Below are 19,793 nucleotides of genomic sequence, written 5' to 3'. Positions count from 1 at the left end.
CGCGAAAAACAGCAAAGAAATCGTATGGGCATTGAGAACATTCATCAGCTGCTTGGCCTCAGCAACGCGGACGCGCAGATCGTCGAGGCCATCGAGGCCAACGAAGGATCTCTCTCCAGCCTGTCGGAGAAAAAGCTCAGCTCCGAAGGCAGCGATTTCGTTCATCTGAAGGCGAAGGGCGTGAGTCTGACCTTCGTTCCTCGTGCAGCCTTCCAACTGAAGCGTGGCGAGCCTCGCGGTGACGGCCCCTACATCTTCGCGGGCGCCTTCTTCTATCCTGGTGGCGCCGCAGACGTCGACGCGTACGTGGGTATCGCGCCCTTCGGCCAATCCGCCGTGGCTACGCGAGAGGATGCGCTGCGTGTTTATGGCAAGCCTCAACGCTCCATGGAAGATGATGACGTTTTCGAATGGGATCAATGGACGTTCGATGGCCGCCAAGTGCGAACGTACTACAGCGATGGTGCGCAGATCGACAATATTTCGGTGTCCGTGCCAATGGCGCAAAGGAAATGAGCGCTTCACCCTGGGCGCTTTTGGGCAGAGGCTGACTCGACGCCAGGCTCCGGGCTGGTCTCCGCTCGATCGGATCGCCCTTCTGTCCATGAGGCGTCGATCGACGAGGCCGGGGAGCACGGCGGGCGACCGCTCTTCGAACCTGAGTCGGACTTCCTTCGCGCGCAATGCATTCAAGGGGGCAACGGAGTCCGCTCGGCTTCGTGATCGCCGCAAGAGTGGGCGAAGAGAAGGAGTGCTTCAGTCCCCTTCTGAAGATGCTGCACGGCCTCGGCGATACACTCGGGCGCCCGTGGTTTGCATGCGGACACACTTCCCTCATGGACATTAACCCGAATCCCTGAATGGGCCGCCCCGCATGCGACCTCTCTCACAGCGGTCCTTTGCCAATTGGCTCGTTCCCATCGCGCTCGCCTGTCTGGTGCTGGTCTTGCAGGCGGGTGGTGAGCCGGTGTACGAAGCGCTGCGCTACGAACGCGCGGCCGTGCTCGGCGGACAGCCCTGGCGCCTGCTTTCGGCGCATGCGGTGCATCTCGGTTGGGGGCACTGCCTGATGAACGCTGGCGGGCTGGCATTGTGCGCCGCGTTCGCGGCGGGCACCCGCAGCTGGCGCGCCTGGGCCACCGCGATCGTTGTGCTGGCCCTCGGCGTGGGGATTCTGCTGGTGGCCGCCTCGCCCGAGGCCACGAACTACGCGGGCCTCTCCGGCGTGCTCTATGGGCTGTTCATCTGGGTGTTGGCGCCGCGCGCCTGGCGTGGCGATCGCGTGGCCTTGATCGTCCTGGTCGCCGTCCTCGCACGCATCGGCTGGCAGATGTTCCATCCGCCTTCGGAAGCGCAGCGTGCGCTGATCGGCGGCGACGTGATGGTCGAGGCGCACCTGTACGGCGCGCTGTGCGCGCTGGCGCTCTGCCTCTGGCAGGAGGTTTGGCCGCACTTGCGGCGGGCCTGAGCCGACCTCATTGGAGCCCTTCCTCCCGTTCTGACGGGAAGGGGATCACGACCATCGCCGGCTCTGCATGGCCAGATCGATCGACGCTCCACCAGCACCGCATCCTTTCTCCTTTCAGGATCAAGCTGGCGCGCCGAGTGCACAGGACGGCGGCAGCGACTCGGCCCTTGCATTCACGCGCCCCGCCACACCATCGATTTCTGACCCGCCTTGCCGTCAAGGCGGGCCACGAGGACGCATGAGGGCGCGCTTGCGATGCAGCCGCGGCCGAGGCCTGCCCCCCGGGGCCGGCGTCACCGCCGACGGCGCCGGGCGACCGCAAGCGCCGCGAGTCCGGCCAGCGCCAGGGCGAGGTCGCCCGCGTCCAGCGATCCGCCGCGTCTGCGGAATGGGAAGGCAATCGGCATTGCCGGCGGCGGAGGCTCCGTCGTCGGCGGGGTGGTCGTCGGCGGCGGTTCGTTGTCCGGCGCGTAGGACTCGATGTCGTAGGCGTAGAGCCTGACACTCGTGCCTTCCTTGGGACTCTCCGCCTGCATGGCGACGAACCCGCCCACGGCCCCCTGTCGCTGGCTGATGGCGTTCCCGGCGTCCCTGTTCGGCGTCTCGCCATCGCTCACTTCCTTCAGGACGTGATGCTGTTTGGCACCATCCTTGTCGGTGTACAGGAACATCTTCATCTCGCCGGTCTTCGGATCGATGGGCGTGTTGAACCACACCGCCTGATCCAGTGCCCTGTCGGCGACCTGCGAACCCTCCTGGCCATTCGTCTGTCGCGTGATCAGCGAATTCCGACCCGCCACGACGGTGCCGGCCGCACCGTTGCCTCTGAACACGACATGCGGGTAGGCGTTGGTGCCATGGATGAAGCTCTGCATCGTGTGCCCTTCCTGCGCCGCGTACGGTCCTGCGGCAGGGCTCTTCGCCTCCTCGAAGACGAACTTGAGGTTGTCCTGGGCGAGCGCGGGCTCGCTCTGGGGCGCATTCGAATTGCGCAATGGCACAAGGATGTCGCCACGCAGGACGACAGGCGTGCGCGACAGCGATTCCGGCGATGACGTGGTCGCGGGCTTGCTCCTGTTGGTCAACGCGGCGGCCTGCGTCTGTCCGTTGGAAGCCGATTCCGAGGACACGACCATGTACGTCCTGCCAGGCTCGAATCTCGTGGCGAGTCGCCAGGCTTTCTGCGTCGACGCATTCTTTTGCAACCTCAACCCGAACGGGCCGACGATCGGGTCCTGCGGCTGCAGGACGAGCGTGGTGCGGCCATGTTTCGGCACAGCCTTCGTCTCCACGACGCCGGACGCTCTCGCCATCCCGTCGCTTCCATACGAGGTTTTGTACCGCTTGAATGCGGTCACGCCGTCGCTGAAGCGCACCTCCGCATAGGACAGAGGTGCCTCCAGGGCGTTGGCGGCATCCATCCACCCGACGCTCATCTTTCCAAAGGACAGTACGAACGTCGCCGTGTTCTCGACGGACGCAGTGGCCGGCGCGGCTCCTCGCGCGGTCACCGTCACATGGCACGGTTTTCCGGGAGCCACGGCGCAGTCGGGCGGGTTGAACTTCATGCTCTCGACGGCAAACCCCGCGGGCAGCGAGACGTTGGCGGCGGTGAAGACGACGTTCTTCGTTCCCACCGGCACGTTGATGTCGAGCGTCGCCTGAGCGTTCCTGCCGCCCCAGGTCCTGGCCGTGAAGCTTTCTCCGCCATAGCTGAAGGTCGCGGTGACCCCGTTCGGCGGCAAGCCCGCATCGATGAGGTACTGCTCGGGGTTCGTCGTGGCCCAGTACGCCTCCTTCGGCTGGCCGACGGCGGACCACGGATATCCGTTGGTGTGATAGCCCGGGTCCGTCATTCCCCACCAGGTCACCCGGTGCACGCCGCCCTTGTACTCGGGGTGACGACCTCCCGGGCCGGCGGCGTACTCCTTGAGCAGGCTGAAAAGCTTCGCGTACTGGATGCCCTGCTCCTTGAACAGGGCGTCCATCTCGGGGCCGTTCTGGATCCGCTGGCCCTTGTCCAGCCCCAGGAGCGGTGCGAGATCCAGCTCGGTCAGATCGACATTCACCCCGGTTTCGAGATAGGTCTTGATGGTCCTCTCGAAGGCGTCCAGGTTGAGCCTCATGTCCCAGTGCCCCTGCGTGCCGATGACGTCGACCAGCGGCCTGGGGTTTCCCTTGGCATCCAGAAGGATGCGTCCCTTGCCCGCGGCCGATTCGGCCGCGTACCGTTCATTGAACTCCTTGACCATCGAGGCGATCGCGGTGGCCTTCGAGGCTCGCTCGTTGTCGTTGAAGTCGTTGTAGTTCAGGATCGCGGTCGTGTTCTGGCGCGCCGCGTGGAAGGCGTCATACATGTAGTCCCAGCTCTTCCCGCCTTTGGCGTAGGCCTGGGCCCATCGGGAGGGGCGCTCTTCGGGACTGTAGCCGGTTCGCAGGGCGTTCCTCCAGTCGGCGGGGTTGTCGGGGTTGTCCTTGAACGCTTCGTTGACGACGTCCCAGGCGTAGGTCTTGAACGGTTCCTGATCGAAATGCCCGGCCACGGTCCGGATGTAGTACTCCAGGTTGGTCTTCGCCGTTGCGTAGTCCCACGGGGTTTCCCATCCGCCATTCGCAGTCGCGACGTTGGGAGCAGGCCATTGGGCCGACTGGTTGTGCCAGACCAGCACGTGCCCGGTGACCTTGACGCCGCGCGCATTGGCCGCGCCGATGTCTGCGTTGATGCCCGAGCTCAGGTTGGTGAGGAAGTTGGGGGTCGGATTGCTGATTCCCCCATTCCAGAACTCCGGCTTCATCGCGTTGCCGGGCGTCACCACATTGAAGTGCTTCACGGTCATCGCAGCGACCGAGTTTTCGCCCGGCACCACCTCGGCGCCGAAGTTGCGCGCGTCGAGATTGGTGCTGCCGATCAGGAAGTGGTTCTTGTACACGTCCTTCAGCGCAGGCCAGTCGGCGGGGTTCGTTGGCCGATCGGCCGCCAGGGCGGCGTTCACGATCACAAGTCCGGCTGGCAGCGCAATCAGGAGGCTCTTGATGTCCAGTCTGCCGAACATGATCCCGATCCTCCTGGTGGTTCCGACGATCGGGGAGTTCTCGTTGCACGTGTTCCTTGATCTGCGCCAAGGCGAGCCGGCCAATGCGACCCGCAGTGCAGTCGCCAGACCCAGTGATCTGAATTTCATGATGTCTCCGGAATGGAATATGCGGGGTGCGGCGAACTTGCCGCGACTCGCCGGCTCTCTGCGGAGCCCTGGGTGACGTATACGAAGGCTAGGTGAGCGCCCCCTGCCGGTCCACTGACTTTTTCGCTAGCATCCATTCCAAATGCTGATGAGTTCAGGCAAGACCCCTGGTAAATCGCTGATGCTGGCCCAAGTCTCGCGTCTGCGTTTCCGGCATCTGCAGTTCCTCGACATCCTCGGAAAGACACGCAACCTGCGCCTGACTGCCGAGCAGATGTACATCACGCAGCCGGCTGCCACCAAGGTGTTGATGGACATCGAGGAGATGCTGGAAGCGCGGCTTTTCGATCGCCTGCCGCGCGACATGCAACCGAACGAGCTGGGACTCTTCACCTTGCGTTATGCGCACTCGGCACTGGACGGCTATCGCAAGTTCGTGGACGAGTTCAGCACCCTGAAGCAGGGCGGGCACGGCCATCTGTCGATCGGCGCCATCTCGGGTGCGGCGCATCTGCTGATTGCCGCGGTGGCCGAGCTGCAGCGCCTGCGGCCGTTGCTGGTGGTGAAGGTGCTGGAGCAGAGCAGCGACCAGCTCATCGTGTGGTTGGCCGAGCGCAAGATCGACGTGATGATCGGCCGCTTCACCGACGAATCCCAGCGCGACCAGTTCCACTACGAGAACCTGAGCAGTGAAAGCCTGCAGATCGCCGCGGGCGTGCACCATCCGTTGCGCGGGCCGAACGCCCCTGGGCTGAGGGAGCTGTCCAACTGGCCATGGATCCTGTATCCGGCGTCCACCGCGCTGCGCAAGGTGTCGGATGACATCTTGCGCAGCACAGGCCTGTCGCTCACCTCGGGCATCGTCGAGACGCCATCGTTTCTCTTCGCGCTGGAGCTGATGCAGAGCACGACCATGCTGTCGCTGCAGCCTGCCGCGCTCGTGGACAAATATGTACGGCGCGGTCTGCTGACGCGCATCGCGACAGAACTCCCCACCCGCATGCCCGACTTCGGCCTGATCACGCTGCAAGGCGAGCCCCCCAGCACGGCCGTGCTGGCGTTCATGGACGTGATCCGCAACATGGCGGACCACGAGGCCGAAGCGGCGTCGGGCATCCTCCGCTGATGGCGATTGCACTGGCGCTAACAGCCGCCCTATTCCGCCAGTCGAATCGCGTATCGAAGGGCGCCTGTCGCATTGCGGGCAGCAGCTGATCACCGACTGGCCGTCAAGGCGAACTCACCGGGGCATTGACGTTCGTGCGACCGTCTGCTTCCAAGATCCAGTTCAGGCAACGCCGCTTGAAGGATTCAAGATCAGTTTCAACCCAGGATCGTGGAAGGACCAACGTCAATCTGCAGCGATGCTTGCCGTCCAAGGTGACCTCGGCACTGGCACATAGTCCGCCGCTTTCGATGGGTTGACGAACGGTAGAGCACGCCCAGAGTCCCAATCTTCCTTCGTGGACAAGACGCTCGCTCCCCATGGTGGTCTCCGGACAGCTTCCCACGGGTACGACATCAAGATCGATGGTTGGCGCGAGCGGCAAGTCAGCAGACGGTAGCGCTTCAGCGGCGATCTCGTGTAGGACGGCGCGCCGTTCCTAGGGATCTGGGCCCACACGCTTCGGAGGTGGCGCCTGTCCCGAAAGCCGAACAACCTGCGATGCAACGGGCAAGGGCCGGAGCTCAGGAATTACTTATTCTTCAAGGAAGCATCGAATCAGGGTGCATGATGGTGCCATGAACATCCAACTCGGCTTCGAGATCGCCTACAAGTTTCCTCGGCCGACTCCGATGATTCTGAATCTCAACATCCACTATTCAAGAGCATCGGACCTCCTGCGTCCAGATCATCTGCTCACGCATCCGGCGGTGTCCACGGCGGCTTACCGAGACCTGTTTGGGAACTGGTGCACGCGCCTGGTCGCTCCCGCAGGGCGCTTCGTATTGAGCACGGATGCCTTGATCCGCGACAGCGGCCTGCCGGACAGTATTGCCCCTTCTGCTTCGCAGACAGCGGTGGAACACCTGCCCGAATCCACCTTGGTGTATCTGTTGGGCAGCCGTTACTGCGAAACCGACTTGCTGTCCGATTTTGCTTGGCAGCGTTTTGGAAGCGGACCCAGCGGATGGGCGCGTGTGCAGGCGGTGTGCGATTTCGTGCACCAGCATATCGAGTTCGGCTATCAGCATGCCCGACGTACCCGCTCGGCCCTGGAGGCTTTCAAGGAGGGCAAAGGCGTATGCCGGGACTATGCGCACCTGGCCATCGCTCTATGTCGCTGTTTGAACATTCCAGCCCGCTATTGCACTGGATACCTGGGCGATGTCGGAACTGCGCCACCATTCGGCCCGATGGACTTCGCAGGCTGGTTCGAGGCATTCCTGGGTGATCGTTGGTACACATTCGATGCGCGCAACAACATGCCGCGCATCGGTCGCGTGTTGATTGCACAGGGGCGGGATGCCAGCGACGTGGCGTTGTCCTGCACCTTCGGACCGGATCAATTGGAGGGTTTCAAGGTCTGGTGCGACGAAGTTCAATGAGCCCCAAAGGCACCGCGAATCTTCGCTGTGGTCCCTGCTGTCGCCTGGGAGCGGACGGGGCGGGACGGGCTGGCAGCCGTTGGCTATCTCGGGCCGGCCAGTGACCAGATCGTCGCGCCCAGACGCATCAGGTCGGTCGCTTCCTGTTGAACGCCCTCGCATGACATGTCCAAGCCCGCGACTTTCGCCGCGACCAGTGACACAGCCTCGTCTGCGGGAAGTGCCCCACCAATGCGAGCCATCTCCACGATCTTGAGCATCACGTCCGTCTGGTTCATGGCTCAGGCACATTCCTACTTCGGCTGCTGCTGGCGGCAGATGTTCACACCTGTGGTCGTCAGCTGAAGCGATCCGCCCAGCCATTCGAGCCAGGACAACGAAACCATATCGTCGATCACTGCCTCATCGATTTCACCCGCACGCCGGTGGTGCAGCAGATCGGCCACTTGGGGCAGATCCGCGCGAAGCGCTTCCTGCCGAGAGAGGGAGAGAAGCGCCTGAGTCATGCGGGTCCTTCATGCGAATGGAGCGAGTCAGCGTAACACTGGAACACCGCCTGCGGGGCATGAAAAACCACCGCGCCCCGAAATCACCTACACTCAGTGCATCGATTGCGGCGTGCTCGTTGCCTCAATCCCTGATTGGCACCTCGCGGCAATCGCCCGCCGCAAAGGCCTCAACTCTCCGACAAGGTGGCCCATTTTCGCCACCCTCGCCGGAGCGCCATCCCTCTCAGCGAGCTTCATCTTCGGTCCGTTCAATAGAGAACATCCCACGGACCGTTCTGCCGTTTCCTTCACGCATCCACTTCGCGCGCCTGACCGGTCCAGTGCCGGCACGCGCGCCTCGGCGCGCCTTCAGGGCTAGCGCTCGCTTTATCACATGCAAATTCCACAGGCCCACGAGGTGGGCAGATACCTCGTCACCCCCATGACCAAACTCACGGATACCGGGCAGTACGCAGCCTCGGTTTCCATCCGCCGTGGCATGCATGACCGGGTCTTCCGGCTCATTCCGCGTTTCGACAGTGCCGCACGTGCGGCGCGCTATGCACTGATGCAAGGCCGCCATTTCGTACTGAACAACCAACTGGCCTGAGCATCCGGCCGATCACTGAAGGAGCGTCGTGAGCAAGGAAGAACTGATTGAAATGCAGGGCCGGGTGCAGGAGGTGCTGCCTGATTCGCGCTTTCGCGTCACTCTCGACAACGGGCACAGCCTGATCTGCTACTCGGGCGGAAAGATGCGCAAGCACCGCATCCGCGTACTCGCAGGCGACAAAGTCTCGCTGGAGATGTCGCCCTACGATCTCAACAAGGGGCGGATCACGTTCCGTCATCTGGAGCCTCGCACCCAGAGCGGCTCTTCGCTCGTGCGGCGCCCTGTTCGGTAAGCCTGCGCGCCGACTCCCATCCATTTCATACCGAATTTCGGTTCACTCAAGAAAGCAAATCATGGACAACAAACTCTACGTCGGCAATCTCTCGTACGCGGTGCGCGAAGACGCGCTGCAGCAACAATTTTCGGCCTTCGGTCTTGTCTCCTCGGCCAAGGTCATGATGGAGCGCGATACCGGTCGCTCCAAGGGCTTTGGTTTCGTCGAGATGGGCTCACCTGCGGAAGCGCAGGCCGCCATCTCGGGGCTTCACGGCAAGGAAATTGATGGACGTGCGCTGACCGTCAATCTGGCACGTCCGATGGAGCCGCGCGCCGGCGGCTTTGGCGGTGGCCCCCGCTACTGAGTCGCCATGACCATCAGCCCCTCTTTCGTACTGGGCTTGACAGAGGCAGACAAGGCAGAGTCCATTGCGCATGTTGCCTTCCTCCGGAGCATCGAGCATGCGGTCTTTCCGCTGAGCATCCTCAAACCCGAGGAGGTTTCCTTCACGGGGGCGCTGAATGCGAAGAAATGGATCCTTCTGCAAAACGCAGGGTCGAAATCTCGTCCAGCAGACACGGCCGATCCCCTATCGATCGTGATCGAGGACATCACCGCAGAAGGACGCGCCGAGCTGCGGCGCCGGCAGACCTTCGGGCCCTGGGAGTGGCGCAAGAAGTCGCAAGCCTGACAGGAATCGCGCCCAACTGGCTCAGTTGCCGACCGGCGGGCGCGCACGTTGAACGCTGCCTGGCATGCATGGCGCGCAGCAGCGTCGCTGCACAGCGTGTTGTCGTCCGGGCCGTGCGTTGCCGTCTCGCTCGGGAATTCGCGATACAGCGGATATTTCGATTCATTCGCCCAGTTCTCGCAATGAGATACAAGGCATGGCCGTGGTGGTGCGTCAGAAAAGACGCACTGCAGGCAGCGGCCGCCCGACACGACACGACCAGCGCTTGCATCAAGTCGTCCCCCTCGTCCCGATCGGCACAAGGAAATCACCACAAGGCAAGCCTCCAGCTCAGCGTGAGGTCGGTGGGCAGGTCGAACATCGCCTCATCGCCGAGCCATATCAAGACCGCATCAACTTCACGCGGCCGTGCCGCCGGGACCCGCCAAGCTTGGATGAGGCCGCGGCGCGGAATGGTTTCCGGCAAGGAGTTGTTCCACGAGTTTGTTGAAATCTTTGTGGATAACTCGGGGACAACATCGGTGTTGCAAGCATTGATGCGGGTCGCCGCCAGAGTGCCTGCGTTCGAGGCGGTCGCCTCTTGACTTTTCGCGCAACAGGCTAGGGAGAGTCCGGTGGATCCGGATATCTGGATGCGAGCATCCTTGCCGCACCGAGTCCGCATCCCGCCTTCGAAGCCGAATCGCGACCACAGCCGCTGGAGTTCGCGACTGCCCCCGTTGAGGGCCTTGCACGAGTGGACGGTCTGCGTCGGCAAGCTTGCAGCGCAGGCAGGAAAGGATCCGCCTGCCGATGGCCCCGAAAGCCCCTGCGCGCCCGTCTTGGCGGCCACACCGGCCTGGCCAGGCTGGCAAGCGTGCCCGGCGCGCAACACGGGGGCCCCCAGACATGCCGCCGTCCGGCGCTCCTGTGCCATGATGAAGTTCGCCGATCCACTCCCTACACCCGGGCTTTGCCCGCCCTTGCTCGCACAGCGTCATCTTGGCCTACCTCGTCGCACTTCTGATGTTCGTCGCATCGCTGTGCCATGCGCAGACGGCGCCTGTGCAACGCCTGCGCATCGTCGGAGGGCTGGCCGGGGTCACCCAGTACACGGGGCAGGAGGAGCAGTTCTGGACGCGTGACCTCGCGGCGCTGTCCGGCGGCCGCTACACCGCCAGCATCGTGCCCTTCGACCGTGCCGGGGTGCCGGGCCAGGAAATGCTGAGCCTGATGCAGCTCGGCGTGGTGCCCTTCGGCACGGCGCTGCTGAGCCAGGTTTCCACCCAATTTCCGGAGCTCGGCGCGCCCGACATGGCCGGACTGAACCCCGACATCGCCACGCTGCGCCGCGTGGTCGGCGCGTTCCGCCCCTACCTGACGCACGCGTTGCGCGAGCGCTATGACGTGGAGCTGCTGGCGGTCTACATCTACCCGGCGCAGGAGGTGTTCTGCAACAAGCCGATGCAACAACTCGGCGACCTCGCGGGCCGGCGCACACGCGTATCCAGCTCGACGCAGGCCGACTTCGTCACGGCACTGGGCGGCACGCCGGTGTACACCGAGTTCTCGCAGATCATGGCGAACATGAAATCGGGCAATACCGACTGCGTCATCACCGGCACCATGTCCGGGCACACGCTCGGCCTGCACGCGGTGACCAGCGCCCTCTATGCCATGCCGCTGAACTGGGGCGTGGCGGTGTTCGCGGCCAACCGCGAAAGCCTGAATGCGCTGCCGCCCGAGCTGCAGGCGCTGCTGCGCAAGGAACTGCCGCGGCTGGAAGCCGCCGTCTGGGCCCAGTCGGAGCGCGATACCGAGGAAGGCATCGCCTGCAACACGGGCACCGCGGGCTGCAGCAAGGCCCTCAAGGGGCGCATGGTGGCCGTGCGGCCATCGCCGCAGGACCAGGCCCGCCGCCGCGAGATCCTTGCGACCCGCGTGCTGCCCGGATGGGTGCAGCGCTGCGGTCCGGTGTGCGCCACGACCTGGAACCAGACGGTCGCACCGGTGGTCGGCATCCAGGCCCGGGCAGCAGCACCGTGACGGCGCGTTTTCCCCGCCGAATCACCGCCATCGTCTTCGGCGTGGCGCTGGTCTTCCTCGCCACCGCGGGGACCGTGGCGTCCCTCATCGTCTGGGAGTCCAGGCAGAAGGCCATCACCGATCACGAGGGCCAGACGGTCCGCTTCGTGACCGGTTCCGAGGCGGCCCTCAATCGCGCGCTGCTGAGCGTCGACATGCTGCTTGCAGGAGCCAACGAACTGCTGCGCGACTCGAACGCCGCCAGTGCCGGCAACGACGCAAGCAGCCCCGGGCCACACCAGCTGCTCGGCAACATGGTGCGGCAGAACCTGCTGGTGCGCCACGTGGCCTTCGTCGATGCGCGTGGGGCCGTGGTGGCCTCGTCGGACCGGCGCGGCGAACACCTGCCGCTCGCTCTGCCCGCGGGCTTCGTGGACAGCGTGCTGGCCAAGCCGGTGTCGACGCTGGCGATCAGCGCGCCGGCCCTCAGCGCAGTCACCTCGCAGAAGGTGCTGTATTTCGCCCGCGCCGTGACGCTGGCGGACAGCTCTCGCATGCTGGCGGTGGCCGAGGTGCAGCTGTCGCTGCTCGCGACGATCATGACGCAAGGCAGCGGCTTGCGCGACCTGGAGGTCACGCTGGAGCGCGACGCCGGCCCCCTCCTGGCGAGCCTGCCGCCACGCGACGACCTGGCCGATCGGCAGATCGAGCCGCCCCTGCACGAGCAGACCAGCGACGGCAAGCCGCGGCGGATGGCCGCGCGCCTGAGCGGTGAGCCGGCCATCGTGGTGGCCCGGCCCACGTTGCACCGCAATCTGCTGATCGTGGCGAGCATGCCGCTGGGCGCTGCGCTCAGGGACTGGCGACGCGAGCGCGATCTGATCGCCTGGACCGGCGTGGTCATCGGCTTGATGATCCTGGCGGTGGCGTGCTTCACGCACATCCAGCTGCGCCGCCAATGGCGCTCCCGGATGGAGCTGATGCGCTCCAAGGCCACGCTGGACCAGGCATTGGGATCGATGGTCAACGGCTTCATCCTGCTGGACGCCGAGCACCGCGTGCTCACCTGGAACCGCAGCTTCGTCGCAATGTTCCCGTGGACCGAATCGATGATCGCGCCACAGCTGCCCTTTCGCCGCATCATGGACGAAACCGCCCGGCACGTGGTGCACAGCCAGGGCCCCGCCGGCTGGTCAGCCTTGAATGCGGCGCAGCTGGTCCAACCGCATTCCGAGCAGGAAGCACTGTTGGAGAACGGCCAGGTGATCCGCGCCACCCGCAACCGCACACCGGACGGCGGCATGGTCTGCGTCTACCAGGACATCACCGAGAAGCGTCGCCACACGGCCGCCATCATCGAGAGCAAGGCGCAGTTGCAGGCCACGCTCGATGCCCTGCCCGATCTGCTGCTCGAGGTCGGCCTGGATGGCCGCTGCCATGGCTATCATGCGCCGCGCGTGCCCTTTCCCGCCGCCGACATCGGAGATCCCGTGGGCCGCACGCTGCAGGAGCTGCTGCCGTTCGAGGCCGCCTCGCAGGTGATGGCGGCGGTGCGCGAAGCGCAGGTCAAGGGCTATTCGGCCGGGCGCCAGTTCGAGCGACGCGACAAGGGCGAGCGCAGCTGGTTCGAGATCTCTGCATCGCGCAAGTCGGTCGAGGTGATGACCGATGAAAGAGCCAACGCACTGGCCGAAGCCTCGCGCGGCCACGGCGAGGAACGCAGTGCGCGCTTCATCGTGATCCTGCGCGACATCACGCAAAGCAAGCGCGCGGCTCGGGAGATCGAGCACCTGGCTTTCTACGACACGCTCACCGGCTTGCCCAACCGCCGGCAGTTGCTCGATCGCCTGCACCATGCCATCGGCAATGCCGCGCGGCAGCCGGGGCTGTGCGCGCTGCTCTTTCTGGACCTGGACAACTTCAAGACGCTGAACGACGCGCTCGGCCACGACGTGGGCGACCAGTTGCTCAAGCAGGTGGCGCAGCGACTCAAGCGCTGCCTGCGCGAGGGCGACATCGTGGCGCGTCTGGGCGGCGACGAGTTCGTGGTGATCCTGGAAAACCTGAGTGACCAGCTCGGTGGGGCCACCTCGCAGACCGAGACCGTCGGTGCGGCCATCCTCGCGCAGCTGAACCAGCCGTACCAGCTCGGTGTCCAGCATCATCACGCCACGTGCAGCATTGGCGCCTGCCTGTTCGATGCCCGGACTGCCTCGATCGAGGAGGTACTCAAACAGGCCGACATCGCCATGTACCGCGCCAAGACGGACGGCGGCAACGCGATGCGCTTCTTCGAGACGGAAATGCAGACCCGCATCACCGCGCGCGCCGCGCTGGAAAACGAACTGCATGCCGCCATCGCGGCACAGCAGTTCGTGCTGCACTACCAGAGCCAGGTCACCGGCGAGGACCGGGTGGTGGGCGCGGAGGTGCTGGTGCGCTGGAACCATCCGACACGCGGGTTGCTGATGCCAGGCCAGTTCATCGACGTGGCGGAGGACACCGGGCTCATCATCCCGCTGGGCCTGTGGGTGCTGGAGACCGCCTGCAGGCAGCTCACGGCATGGCGCGGCGATCCGCGGAGGCGGCACCTGCAGCTGTCGGTCAATGTGAGCGCCCGGCAGTTCCGAGAGGCGGATTTCGTCGACCAGGTGAGCCGAGTGCTGATGCAAACCGGCGCCGATCCGGGCAGGCTCAAGCTGGAGCTCACCGAAAGCCTGCTGCACGAGAAGGTGGCCGACGCCATCGGCAAGATGGAAGCCCTGGCCGCCTTGGGCATCCAATTCTCCATGGACGACTTCGGCACCGGCTACTCGTCGCTGTCCTACATGACCCAGTTGCCGCTGAGCCAGGTGAAGGTCGACAAGTTCTTCGTGCACAACATCGGGCTCGATCCGAAGGTGGAGTCGATCATCCAGGCCATCATCGGCCTGGCGCGCAACCTGGAACTGGAGATCGTGGCCGAAGGCGTGGAAACTCATGCGCAGCGCGAGTTCCTGATGCGCCACGGCTGCGACGTGTGCCAGGGCTACCTGTTCGGCGTCCCCCAGCCCCTCGAAAGCTACGAGCGCGAGCTGGATACGAAGTTTCCGTCATCGAACCCGATGGTCCTACGGCAGTGAACGGCTGCCTGGCATCGCGGATGGATGCCTTCAGGGCTCACAGACTCCGCTCGCCCGACCGCGCCCCAGCGTCTGGCCCAACTGAGCTTCGAGCGCAGCGACGTGTCGGCTCACGGCGGATCGAGCCAAGCCCTGGTCGCGTGCAGTGGTTGTGAAGCTCCTGCAGCGTGCCAATGCCTGGTACGTTCGGAGTGCCGATAACGGGGTGTCGATCATGGCTTGAGCGCAACTCGACCGATGTCGCGGATATTTCTCCTCGCATGCGCCCGGCCGAACTTTCAGGCGCAGCGCCCGCCTGACGCCCCGGAAATCCACACTCGGTCAGCACGGCAACATCTGACTTCGACCAGGTTCCCCAATGTCGTCTCTCATCCGACCGGCAAGAATATTCCACTCGTGGATTCTTGTTTCTTTCGCCTGGGCTCGCTCTGAAATCTGATGAGCTTTTCAGGCCTATTTGGGGGGCAAAGCCAGTCGCCGCTGGGCTGCCTGAAACACAGGGCCTCGCGCGAGCCTCAGGGCCTGCCCGCGATGCGCGCTATCCGGCGAAATCGTGGATGTCACGGCCACAACCAAGCCGAGAGGGGAGTGGACCCAGATCAGCTGCCCAGCGTAGCCGCTGGCGAAGAAGGTGGAACCCGAAGGCACCCACCAGAACAGTCCATAGGGCAAGTGAGCGGGCGGCCCGCCCGAACTTTGAGGCTTGACCATCTGGGCTACGAAGCCCGGAGGCAGCAACGGGGCGCCAGCCCAGGTGCCATCCAGCAGCATCAGGTGCCCCAGCTTTGCCATGTCCACAGTTCTCATGGAAGCAATGCCGTCACGAGAGTACGCAGGCTGCCGCATTTCAAGAGGCGTCACGAGTTGCTCGCGCACGAGGTCTGCCATCGGACGTCCGGTCACTCGTTCGAGGACGGCTCGAACCATGGGAGGTCCACTGTTGTCGTAGGCGAAGCGTTGCCCTGGCTCTGTCTGAATTGACCTTGCCCAAGCGGAAGTCGGCGTGAGCGGTGCTGCAGTTCCTGAACGGTCATCTACCGCAAATCCAGCAGTCATGGCCATCAGGTGTCGCAACGTGATGCTCTGCGCGCGAGGGTCCGAGTTGAGAGCGCGCCACTCCGGCATGAGTTCGACAACCGGCTGCTCGAGAGAAGACAGTTGCCCTCGCTTCAAAGCAGTGCCTACCAGGAGCGCCAAGGCGCTCTTGGTGACAGATTGGGTGTCCCGCAATGCGTTCGGGTCGCCATCGCGGTAGTACTCGTATACGGTCCGACCTTGGAGGACAACGACCAAGCTCTGGACATCGCCCAGTTCCTGCTCGATGTCTTTGTCGAGGTTCTTGAAGGCAGCGGCGTCCAGGCGCTGCTCTTCCGGCGTAGACGTTCGCCAAGCCGGCAGCGCCTGCGCAAAAGCTGTGGACGCAACCATCGCACAAAGCCAGACGATGAATCTTCGCATCTTGTCCCTCGCGCTGCTTGTTGAAGGGCGTCGCCGCTGAACGACAGCCCAGCCTCCATTCTGCCGGCGAACCGTGACCGGGCGGCAGCACGAATGCCCCTTCAGGGCAAAGTTGCCGGATACCTCGAACGGCTGCTCCTGGCCGACCTCAGCCCTCAAAACATGGCCGCGGTTCATGGGAGGGTGCGCAGAACTTCGCCAAACGCGGCAGCTAGCACGCCGCGCACAGAGATAGCACTTGTCCTCCGCGAGAGACCGCCGATGTCCCACAAGGCCCGAGGTCCCTCGGCGGGAAGGTCTGACCCCTAGGTGGCTATGCCACGACGATCTTCCGCGCGACCGAGGACTGAGAAAAGGCAATCGACATGGCAACAGGCAGCAGAACCCTTTGGAAAGGCGCCATCACCTTTGGCTTGGTCCATATCCCCGTGGGCCTGCACACCGCCAGCATCGAGCAGGGCATCGATTTCGACTGGCTGGACAAGCGCAGCATGGATCCGGTCGGCTACAAGCGCATCAACAAGAAGACCGGCCGGGAGATCGACAAGGACAACATCGTCAAGGGCTTCGAGTACGAGGACGGCAAGTACGTCGTGATCTCCCCCGACGAGATCGAAGCCGTTTATCCCCGCACCACGCAGACGATCGAGATCCAGCGCTTCATCGATGCCCAGGAGCTGCCCTTCCTGTATCTGGAACGCCCCTACTACGTTGCGCCGATCAACAAGGGCCAGAAGGTCTACGCGCTGCTGCGCGAGGTGCTTCTGAAGACCGGCAAGATCGGACTGGCCAAGGTGGTCATCGCCACCAAGCAACATCTGGCCGTGCTGGTGCCCTCTGGCAAGGCGATGGTGTTGAACCTGCTGCGATGGGGCGACGAAGTCAAAAGCCTGGAAGGCCTCGACCTGCCTCCTGCGGGGGTCAAGGGCGCCAAGGTGAGCGCGGCAGAGATGAAGATGGCCGAGCAACTGGTCGGCAGCATGTCAGGCAAGTGGGACCCGGAAGACTTCAAGGACGAGTTCAAGAGCGCCGTCATGAAGATCGTCCAGAAGAAGGTCAAGGCCGGCGATACCGAGACCGTCATCCAGCCCGAGGAAGAAGCCCCGGAAGACAGCTCGAACGTGATCGACCTGACCGAACTGCTCCAGCGCAGCCTCAAAGGCGGCAAGTCTCCCAAAGCGAGCGATGCGGCAGCCAAGAAGCGCAGCAGTGCCAAGGCGCCGGCCAAATCCGCCGGAACCGCGCGAAAGACGGCCTCGAAGAAGGCGTCCGCCAAGACCCGAAAGGCGGCTTGAGGAGGCGCCACGGGTGCCTCGCCGCCCGGCCCCTGAGAGGGACGCCCGATGGCCAAGAGTGACGCGCTGTCCACGTACAAGGCGAAGCGGAACTTCGCCGTCACTGCGGAGCCCGCCGAGGGAGGCCAGCCGAGCCCGCATGCGCTCACCTTCGTGGTGCAAAAGCATGCCGCTTCGCGACTGCATTACGACTTCCGGCTCGAACTCGACGGCGTGATGGTGTCCTGGGCCGTGCCCAAGGGCCCCAGCTTCGATCCGAAGGAAAAGCGGATGGCCATCCACGTGGAAGACCACCCGATCTCCTATTCCTCGTTCGAAGGCACCATCCCGCCCAAGCAGTACGGCGCAGGAACCGTCATCGTCTGGGACAACGGCACGTGGGAACCGGTCGGCGACCCCCACCAAGGCCTAGCCGCCGGGAAGCTGCTGTTCCGCTTGCACGGCCAGAAGCTCGAGGGGCTGTGGGAACTCGTGAAGATCGCCAAGGGCGGCGAGCGCCAGGAGCCCTGGATCCTCTTCAAGAAGAAGGATGCCTTCGCGCGCGCCCACGCCGAGTACGACGTGATCGCCGCCCTGCCCGACAGCGTCATCGCCAGGCCTCTCAAGCAGGCGGCTCCTGCGGCGAAGCCGGCCGGAAAGACATCCGGCCCCTCCAGGCCTGCGCGCAAGGCGGCCCTGCCCGCCGAGATCAAGCCGCAGCTGGCCACCCTTGTTGCGGGCATCCCCTCGGGCGGTGAATGGCTGTTCGAGATCAAGTTCGACGGCTATCGGCTGATGGCCCGGTTCGACAAGCGCAAGCTTGCGCTCATCACCCGTGGCGGACACGACTGGTCGGCACGCATGCCCACGCTGGCGCGCGAGCTTGGCAGCCTGGGCCTTCATTCGACCTTCCTGGACGGAGAGATCGTCGTGCTCGGGGAGAACGGCGCGCCGGATTTCAATGCGCTGCAGAACGCCTTCGACCGCGGGCAAGGCGCTGACCACATCGTGTTCTTTGTCTTCGACGTCCCGTTCTTCGAGGGGCACGACCTGCGCCCTCTTCCCCTGACGCAGCGCCGCCAGCTGCTTCGGGACTTCCTCGCGGAAAAATCCACCGACCACGTGCGCTTCAGCGACAACTTCGAAGCCGATCCCGCATCGCTGCTGCGCTCCGCCTGCCAGATGCAGATGGAAGGCGTGATCGCCAAGCGCGCCGATGCACCGTACGTCTCCCGGCGCAGCGAAACCTGGCTCAAGCTCAAGTGCAAGCTGCGCCAGGAGTTCGTGATCTGCGGCTACACCGACCGGACGGACCGTACCGACCAGGTCGGCAGCCTCCTGCTGGGCATTCATGATGCCGGCGGCAAGCTGGTGTCCGTGGGCAGCGTGGGCACCGGCTGGAGCAGCGAAGAAGCGTGGGAGGTCAAGCAGAGGCTGCTGTCGCTGGCTGCCGCGAAGTCCCCGTTCGAGAAGGGCGACGCGAGGCCGGGCCGCTGGTCCAGGCGCAAGGCCGGCAGCGAGCGCTGGGTGAAGCCCCGGCTGCTGGCGGAGGTGAGTTTTGCCGAGTGGACGCCGGACGACCAGATACGGCATGCGTCCTTCATCGGGCTGCGCGACGACAAGCCCGCGAAGGTCATCGTGCGCGAGCGGCCCAAGCAGCTCGGGCCATCCGCCGCACCGACCGGCGGGAAGGCCGGCCGATCGTCGGTGGCTTCCGTCAAGGTCAGCCATGGCGAACGCGTGATCGACGAAGCCACGGGGGCCAGCAAACTGGACCTGGTGCGCTACTACGAGTCGGTCGCGCAGTTCATCCTGCCGCACCTGAAGGGGCGGCCCTGCTCCCTCGTGCGGGGTCCCACGGGGGTGACCGGCGAACTGTTCTTCCAGAAGCACGGCGAGAAGATCGGCATTCCCGGCATCACCGAGCTGCCTGAAAACCTGTGGCCGGGCCATGCCGCCCTGCTCGAGATCGCAAGCGCCAAGGCGCTGGTGGGGGCCGCGCAGATGAACGTGATCGAGTTCCATACGTGGAATTCCACCGCGAAGAACATCGACAAGCCCGACCGGATGGTGTTCGACCTGGACCCCGGCGAGGGAACGACCTGGGACCATGTCCAGGAGGCCGCGGCACTCGTGCGCGCGATGCTCGACGCCCTGGGGCTGCAGGCCTGGCTCAAGACCAGCGGCGGCAAGGGACTGCACGTCGTCGTGCCGCTGGCGCCGCGCTACGACTACGAGACCGTCAAGGGCTTTTCGCAAGCCATCGTCCAGCACCTGGCCCGGACGATCCCCGCGCGCTTCGTGGCCAAGAGCGGGCCAAGCAACCGCGTCGGCAAGCTTTTTGTCGACTACCTGCGCAACGGGCATGGGGCGACGACGGCCGTGGCCTTCTCCACGCGCGCCAGGCCCGGCCTTGGCGTCTCGATGCCGGTGGCCTGGGACGACCTCGGGCAGCTCAAGAGCGGTGCGCAGTGGAATATCCGGACCGCGCGCGAGTACCTCTCCTTTCAGACGGAGGACCCCTGGGAGGGCTACTGGAAGAAGCGCCAGCCGCTGGCCGAAGCGATGAAGCGCCTCGGCTACAGGAAGTAGCTCCATCGCCGCGGACCGCGCGCAATTGACGGCCTTCACCTCTTTCCGACCCGCCAGAAAAGTGGCATGTTGAT

18 protein-coding genes are annotated in these 19,793 nt (G+C 64.5%); 12 read left to right on the top strand and 6 right to left on the bottom strand.

Translation table 11 applies throughout. The annotated features are described in order from the left end of the window. Nucleotides 1-24: 24 nt before the first annotated feature. Nucleotides 25-516, top strand: a complete 492-nt coding sequence (locus tag ABL844_RS32560) for a hypothetical protein (protein WP_418132203.1) — start codon at nt 25-27, stop codon at nt 514-516. A gap of 358 nt (nt 517-874) precedes the next feature. Then, complete coding sequence (gene rrtA / locus ABL844_RS32555; protein ID WP_418132202.1) at nt 875-1,468, top strand: rhombosortase; 594 nt, start codon at nt 875-877, stop codon at nt 1,466-1,468. 293 nt (nt 1,469-1,761) lie between these two features. Here rrtA and ABL844_RS32550 read toward each other — a convergent pair whose 3' ends face one another. After that, the gene (locus tag ABL844_RS32550; RefSeq protein WP_418132201.1) at nt 1,762-4,521 is read right to left on the bottom strand and encodes an endo-1,4-beta-xylanase; all 2,760 of its coding nucleotides are present in this window, start codon (nt 4,519-4,521) and stop codon (nt 1,762-1,764) included. A gap of 310 nt (nt 4,522-4,831) precedes the next feature. Here ABL844_RS32550 and ABL844_RS32545 point away from each other — a divergent pair, with 310 nt between their 5' ends. Both ABL844_RS32545 and ABL844_RS32540 read left to right on the top strand, forming a co-directional pair. Next, the gene (locus tag ABL844_RS32545) at nt 4,832-5,776 is read left to right on the top strand and encodes a LysR family transcriptional regulator (protein ID WP_369662802.1); all 945 of its coding nucleotides are present in this window, start codon (nt 4,832-4,834) and stop codon (nt 5,774-5,776) included. Nucleotides 5,777-6,393: 617 nt separating this feature from the next. Beyond that, complete coding sequence (locus ABL844_RS32540) at nt 6,394-7,200, top strand: transglutaminase-like domain-containing protein (protein WP_418132200.1); 807 nt, start codon at nt 6,394-6,396, stop codon at nt 7,198-7,200. An 83-nt stretch (nt 7,201-7,283) separates the two neighbouring features. Here the strand turns inward: ABL844_RS32540 and ABL844_RS32535 are convergent, their stop codons facing one another. Continuing rightward, nucleotides 7,284-7,478, bottom strand: coding sequence for a hypothetical protein (locus tag ABL844_RS32535; protein ID WP_369662800.1), 195 nt, complete (start codon nt 7,476-7,478; stop codon nt 7,284-7,286). A gap of 15 nt (nt 7,479-7,493) precedes the next feature. Further along, nucleotides 7,494-7,706 carry a hypothetical protein gene (locus tag ABL844_RS32530; RefSeq protein ID WP_184641722.1) on the bottom strand — a complete coding sequence of 71 codons (213 nt, stop codon included), beginning with the start codon at nt 7,704-7,706 and terminating at the stop codon, nt 7,494-7,496. A gap of 376 nt (nt 7,707-8,082) precedes the next feature. On the opposite strand from ABL844_RS32530, the gene ABL844_RS32525 reads away from it, so the two are divergent. The 4 genes from ABL844_RS32525 to ABL844_RS32510 all read left to right on the top strand — a co-directional run bounded on the left by ABL844_RS32525 (nt 8,083) and on the right by ABL844_RS32510 (nt 9,269). Beyond that, on the top strand, nt 8,083-8,298 hold the full coding sequence (locus ABL844_RS32525) for a hypothetical protein (RefSeq protein ID WP_184641721.1): 216 nt from the start codon (nt 8,083-8,085) through the stop codon (nt 8,296-8,298). 28 nt (nt 8,299-8,326) lie between these two features. Further along, nucleotides 8,327-8,593: a translation initiation factor IF-1 gene (gene infA / locus ABL844_RS32520; RefSeq protein ID WP_418132199.1), complete on the top strand. Its 267-nt coding sequence runs from the start codon at nt 8,327-8,329 to the stop codon at nt 8,591-8,593. 61 nt (nt 8,594-8,654) lie between these two features. After that, nucleotides 8,655-8,942, top strand: a complete 288-nt coding sequence (locus ABL844_RS32515; protein ID WP_184641719.1) for an RNA recognition motif domain-containing protein — start codon at nt 8,655-8,657, stop codon at nt 8,940-8,942. 6 nt (nt 8,943-8,948) lie between these two features. Continuing rightward, nucleotides 8,949-9,269: a hypothetical protein gene (locus ABL844_RS32510; RefSeq protein WP_418132198.1), complete on the top strand. Its 321-nt coding sequence runs from the start codon at nt 8,949-8,951 to the stop codon at nt 9,267-9,269. Between the two features lie 307 nt (nt 9,270-9,576). Here the strand turns inward: ABL844_RS32510 and ABL844_RS32505 are convergent, their stop codons facing one another. Further along, nucleotides 9,577-10,026 carry a hypothetical protein gene (locus ABL844_RS32505; protein ID WP_418132197.1) on the bottom strand — a complete coding sequence of 150 codons (450 nt, stop codon included), beginning with the start codon at nt 10,024-10,026 and terminating at the stop codon, nt 9,577-9,579. A 248-nt stretch (nt 10,027-10,274) separates the two neighbouring features. On the opposite strand from ABL844_RS32505, the gene ABL844_RS32500 reads away from it, so the two are divergent. Together ABL844_RS32500 and ABL844_RS32495 are read left to right on the top strand one after the other, a co-directional pair. Continuing rightward, the gene (locus tag ABL844_RS32500; protein WP_418126528.1) at nt 10,275-11,294 is read left to right on the top strand and encodes a TRAP transporter substrate-binding protein; all 1,020 of its coding nucleotides are present in this window, start codon (nt 10,275-10,277) and stop codon (nt 11,292-11,294) included. Then, nucleotides 11,291-14,395: an EAL domain-containing protein gene (locus ABL844_RS32495; RefSeq protein ID WP_418132196.1), complete on the top strand. Its 3,105-nt coding sequence runs from the start codon at nt 11,291-11,293 to the stop codon at nt 14,393-14,395. Before ABL844_RS32500 ends, ABL844_RS32495 begins: the two co-directional genes overlap by 4 nt. Nucleotides 14,396-14,425: 30 nt before the next feature. Here the strand turns inward: ABL844_RS32495 and ABL844_RS32490 are convergent, their stop codons facing one another. Together ABL844_RS32490 and ABL844_RS32485 are read right to left on the bottom strand one after the other, a co-directional pair. Continuing rightward, nucleotides 14,426-14,611, bottom strand: a complete 186-nt coding sequence (locus ABL844_RS32490; protein ID WP_418132195.1) for a helix-turn-helix domain-containing protein — start codon at nt 14,609-14,611, stop codon at nt 14,426-14,428. Nucleotides 14,612-14,848: 237 nt separating this feature from the next. Then, nucleotides 14,849-16,030 (bottom strand): serine hydrolase domain-containing protein, encoded by a 1,182-nt coding sequence (locus tag ABL844_RS32485; RefSeq protein ID WP_418132194.1) that lies wholly within the window; start codon nt 16,028-16,030, stop codon nt 14,849-14,851. Between the two features lie 188 nt (nt 16,031-16,218). Here ABL844_RS32485 and ABL844_RS32480 point away from each other — a divergent pair, with 188 nt between their 5' ends. Together ABL844_RS32480 and ligD are read left to right on the top strand one after the other, a co-directional pair. Then, complete coding sequence (locus tag ABL844_RS32480) at nt 16,219-17,148, top strand: Ku protein (RefSeq protein WP_418132193.1); 930 nt, start codon at nt 16,219-16,221, stop codon at nt 17,146-17,148. A 48-nt stretch (nt 17,149-17,196) separates the two neighbouring features. Next, a complete protein-coding gene (ligD, locus tag ABL844_RS32475; protein WP_418132192.1) occupies nt 17,197-19,719 on the top strand; it encodes a DNA ligase D in 2,523 nt (840 codons plus the stop codon). Nucleotides 19,720-19,793 lie beyond the last annotated feature (74 nt).

The organism is Variovorax sp. 278MFTsu5.1 (assembly GCF_048305045.1).
In the GTDB taxonomy this organism is placed as follows: domain Bacteria; phylum Pseudomonadota; class Gammaproteobacteria; order Burkholderiales; family Burkholderiaceae_C; genus Variovorax; species Variovorax guangxiensis.
Note: the sequence above shows the minus strand (reverse complement) of the source record. Positions and strands in the feature narration are given on the sequence as shown.

What these genes read in the sequence shown, in the direction of transcription:
- ABL844_RS32560 (WP_418132203.1), top strand. Translation starts at nt 25, where the DNA reads ATGGGCATTGAGAACATTCATCAGCTGCTTGGCCTCAGCAACGCGGAC.
- rrtA (WP_418132202.1), top strand. Translation starts at nt 875, where the DNA reads ATGCGACCTCTCTCACAGCGGTCCTTTGCCAATTGGCTCGTTCCCATC.
- ABL844_RS32550 (WP_418132201.1), bottom strand. Translation starts at nt 4,521, where the DNA reads ATGTTCGGCAGACTGGACATCAAGAGCCTCCTGATTGCGCTGCCAGCC.
- ABL844_RS32545 (WP_369662802.1), top strand. Translation starts at nt 4,832, where the DNA reads ATGCTGGCCCAAGTCTCGCGTCTGCGTTTCCGGCATCTGCAGTTCCTC.
- ABL844_RS32540 (WP_418132200.1), top strand. Translation starts at nt 6,394, where the DNA reads ATGAACATCCAACTCGGCTTCGAGATCGCCTACAAGTTTCCTCGGCCG.
- ABL844_RS32535 (WP_369662800.1), bottom strand. Translation starts at nt 7,478, where the DNA reads ATGAACCAGACGGACGTGATGCTCAAGATCGTGGAGATGGCTCGCATT.
- ABL844_RS32530 (WP_184641722.1), bottom strand. Translation starts at nt 7,706, where the DNA reads ATGACTCAGGCGCTTCTCTCCCTCTCTCGGCAGGAAGCGCTTCGCGCG.
- ABL844_RS32525 (WP_184641721.1), top strand. Translation starts at nt 8,083, where the DNA reads ATGCAAATTCCACAGGCCCACGAGGTGGGCAGATACCTCGTCACCCCC.
- ABL844_RS32515 (WP_184641719.1), top strand. Translation starts at nt 8,655, where the DNA reads ATGGACAACAAACTCTACGTCGGCAATCTCTCGTACGCGGTGCGCGAA.
- ABL844_RS32510 (WP_418132198.1), top strand. Translation starts at nt 8,949, where the DNA reads ATGACCATCAGCCCCTCTTTCGTACTGGGCTTGACAGAGGCAGACAAG.
- ABL844_RS32500 (WP_418126528.1), top strand. Translation starts at nt 10,275, where the DNA reads ATGTTCGTCGCATCGCTGTGCCATGCGCAGACGGCGCCTGTGCAACGC.
- ABL844_RS32490 (WP_418132195.1), bottom strand. Translation starts at nt 14,611, where the DNA reads ATGATCGACACCCCGTTATCGGCACTCCGAACGTACCAGGCATTGGCA.
- ABL844_RS32485 (WP_418132194.1), bottom strand. Translation starts at nt 16,030, where the DNA reads ATGAACCGCGGCCATGTTTTGAGGGCTGAGGTCGGCCAGGAGCAGCCG.
- ABL844_RS32480 (WP_418132193.1), top strand. Translation starts at nt 16,219, where the DNA reads ATGGCAACAGGCAGCAGAACCCTTTGGAAAGGCGCCATCACCTTTGGC.
- ligD (WP_418132192.1), top strand. Translation starts at nt 17,197, where the DNA reads ATGGCCAAGAGTGACGCGCTGTCCACGTACAAGGCGAAGCGGAACTTC.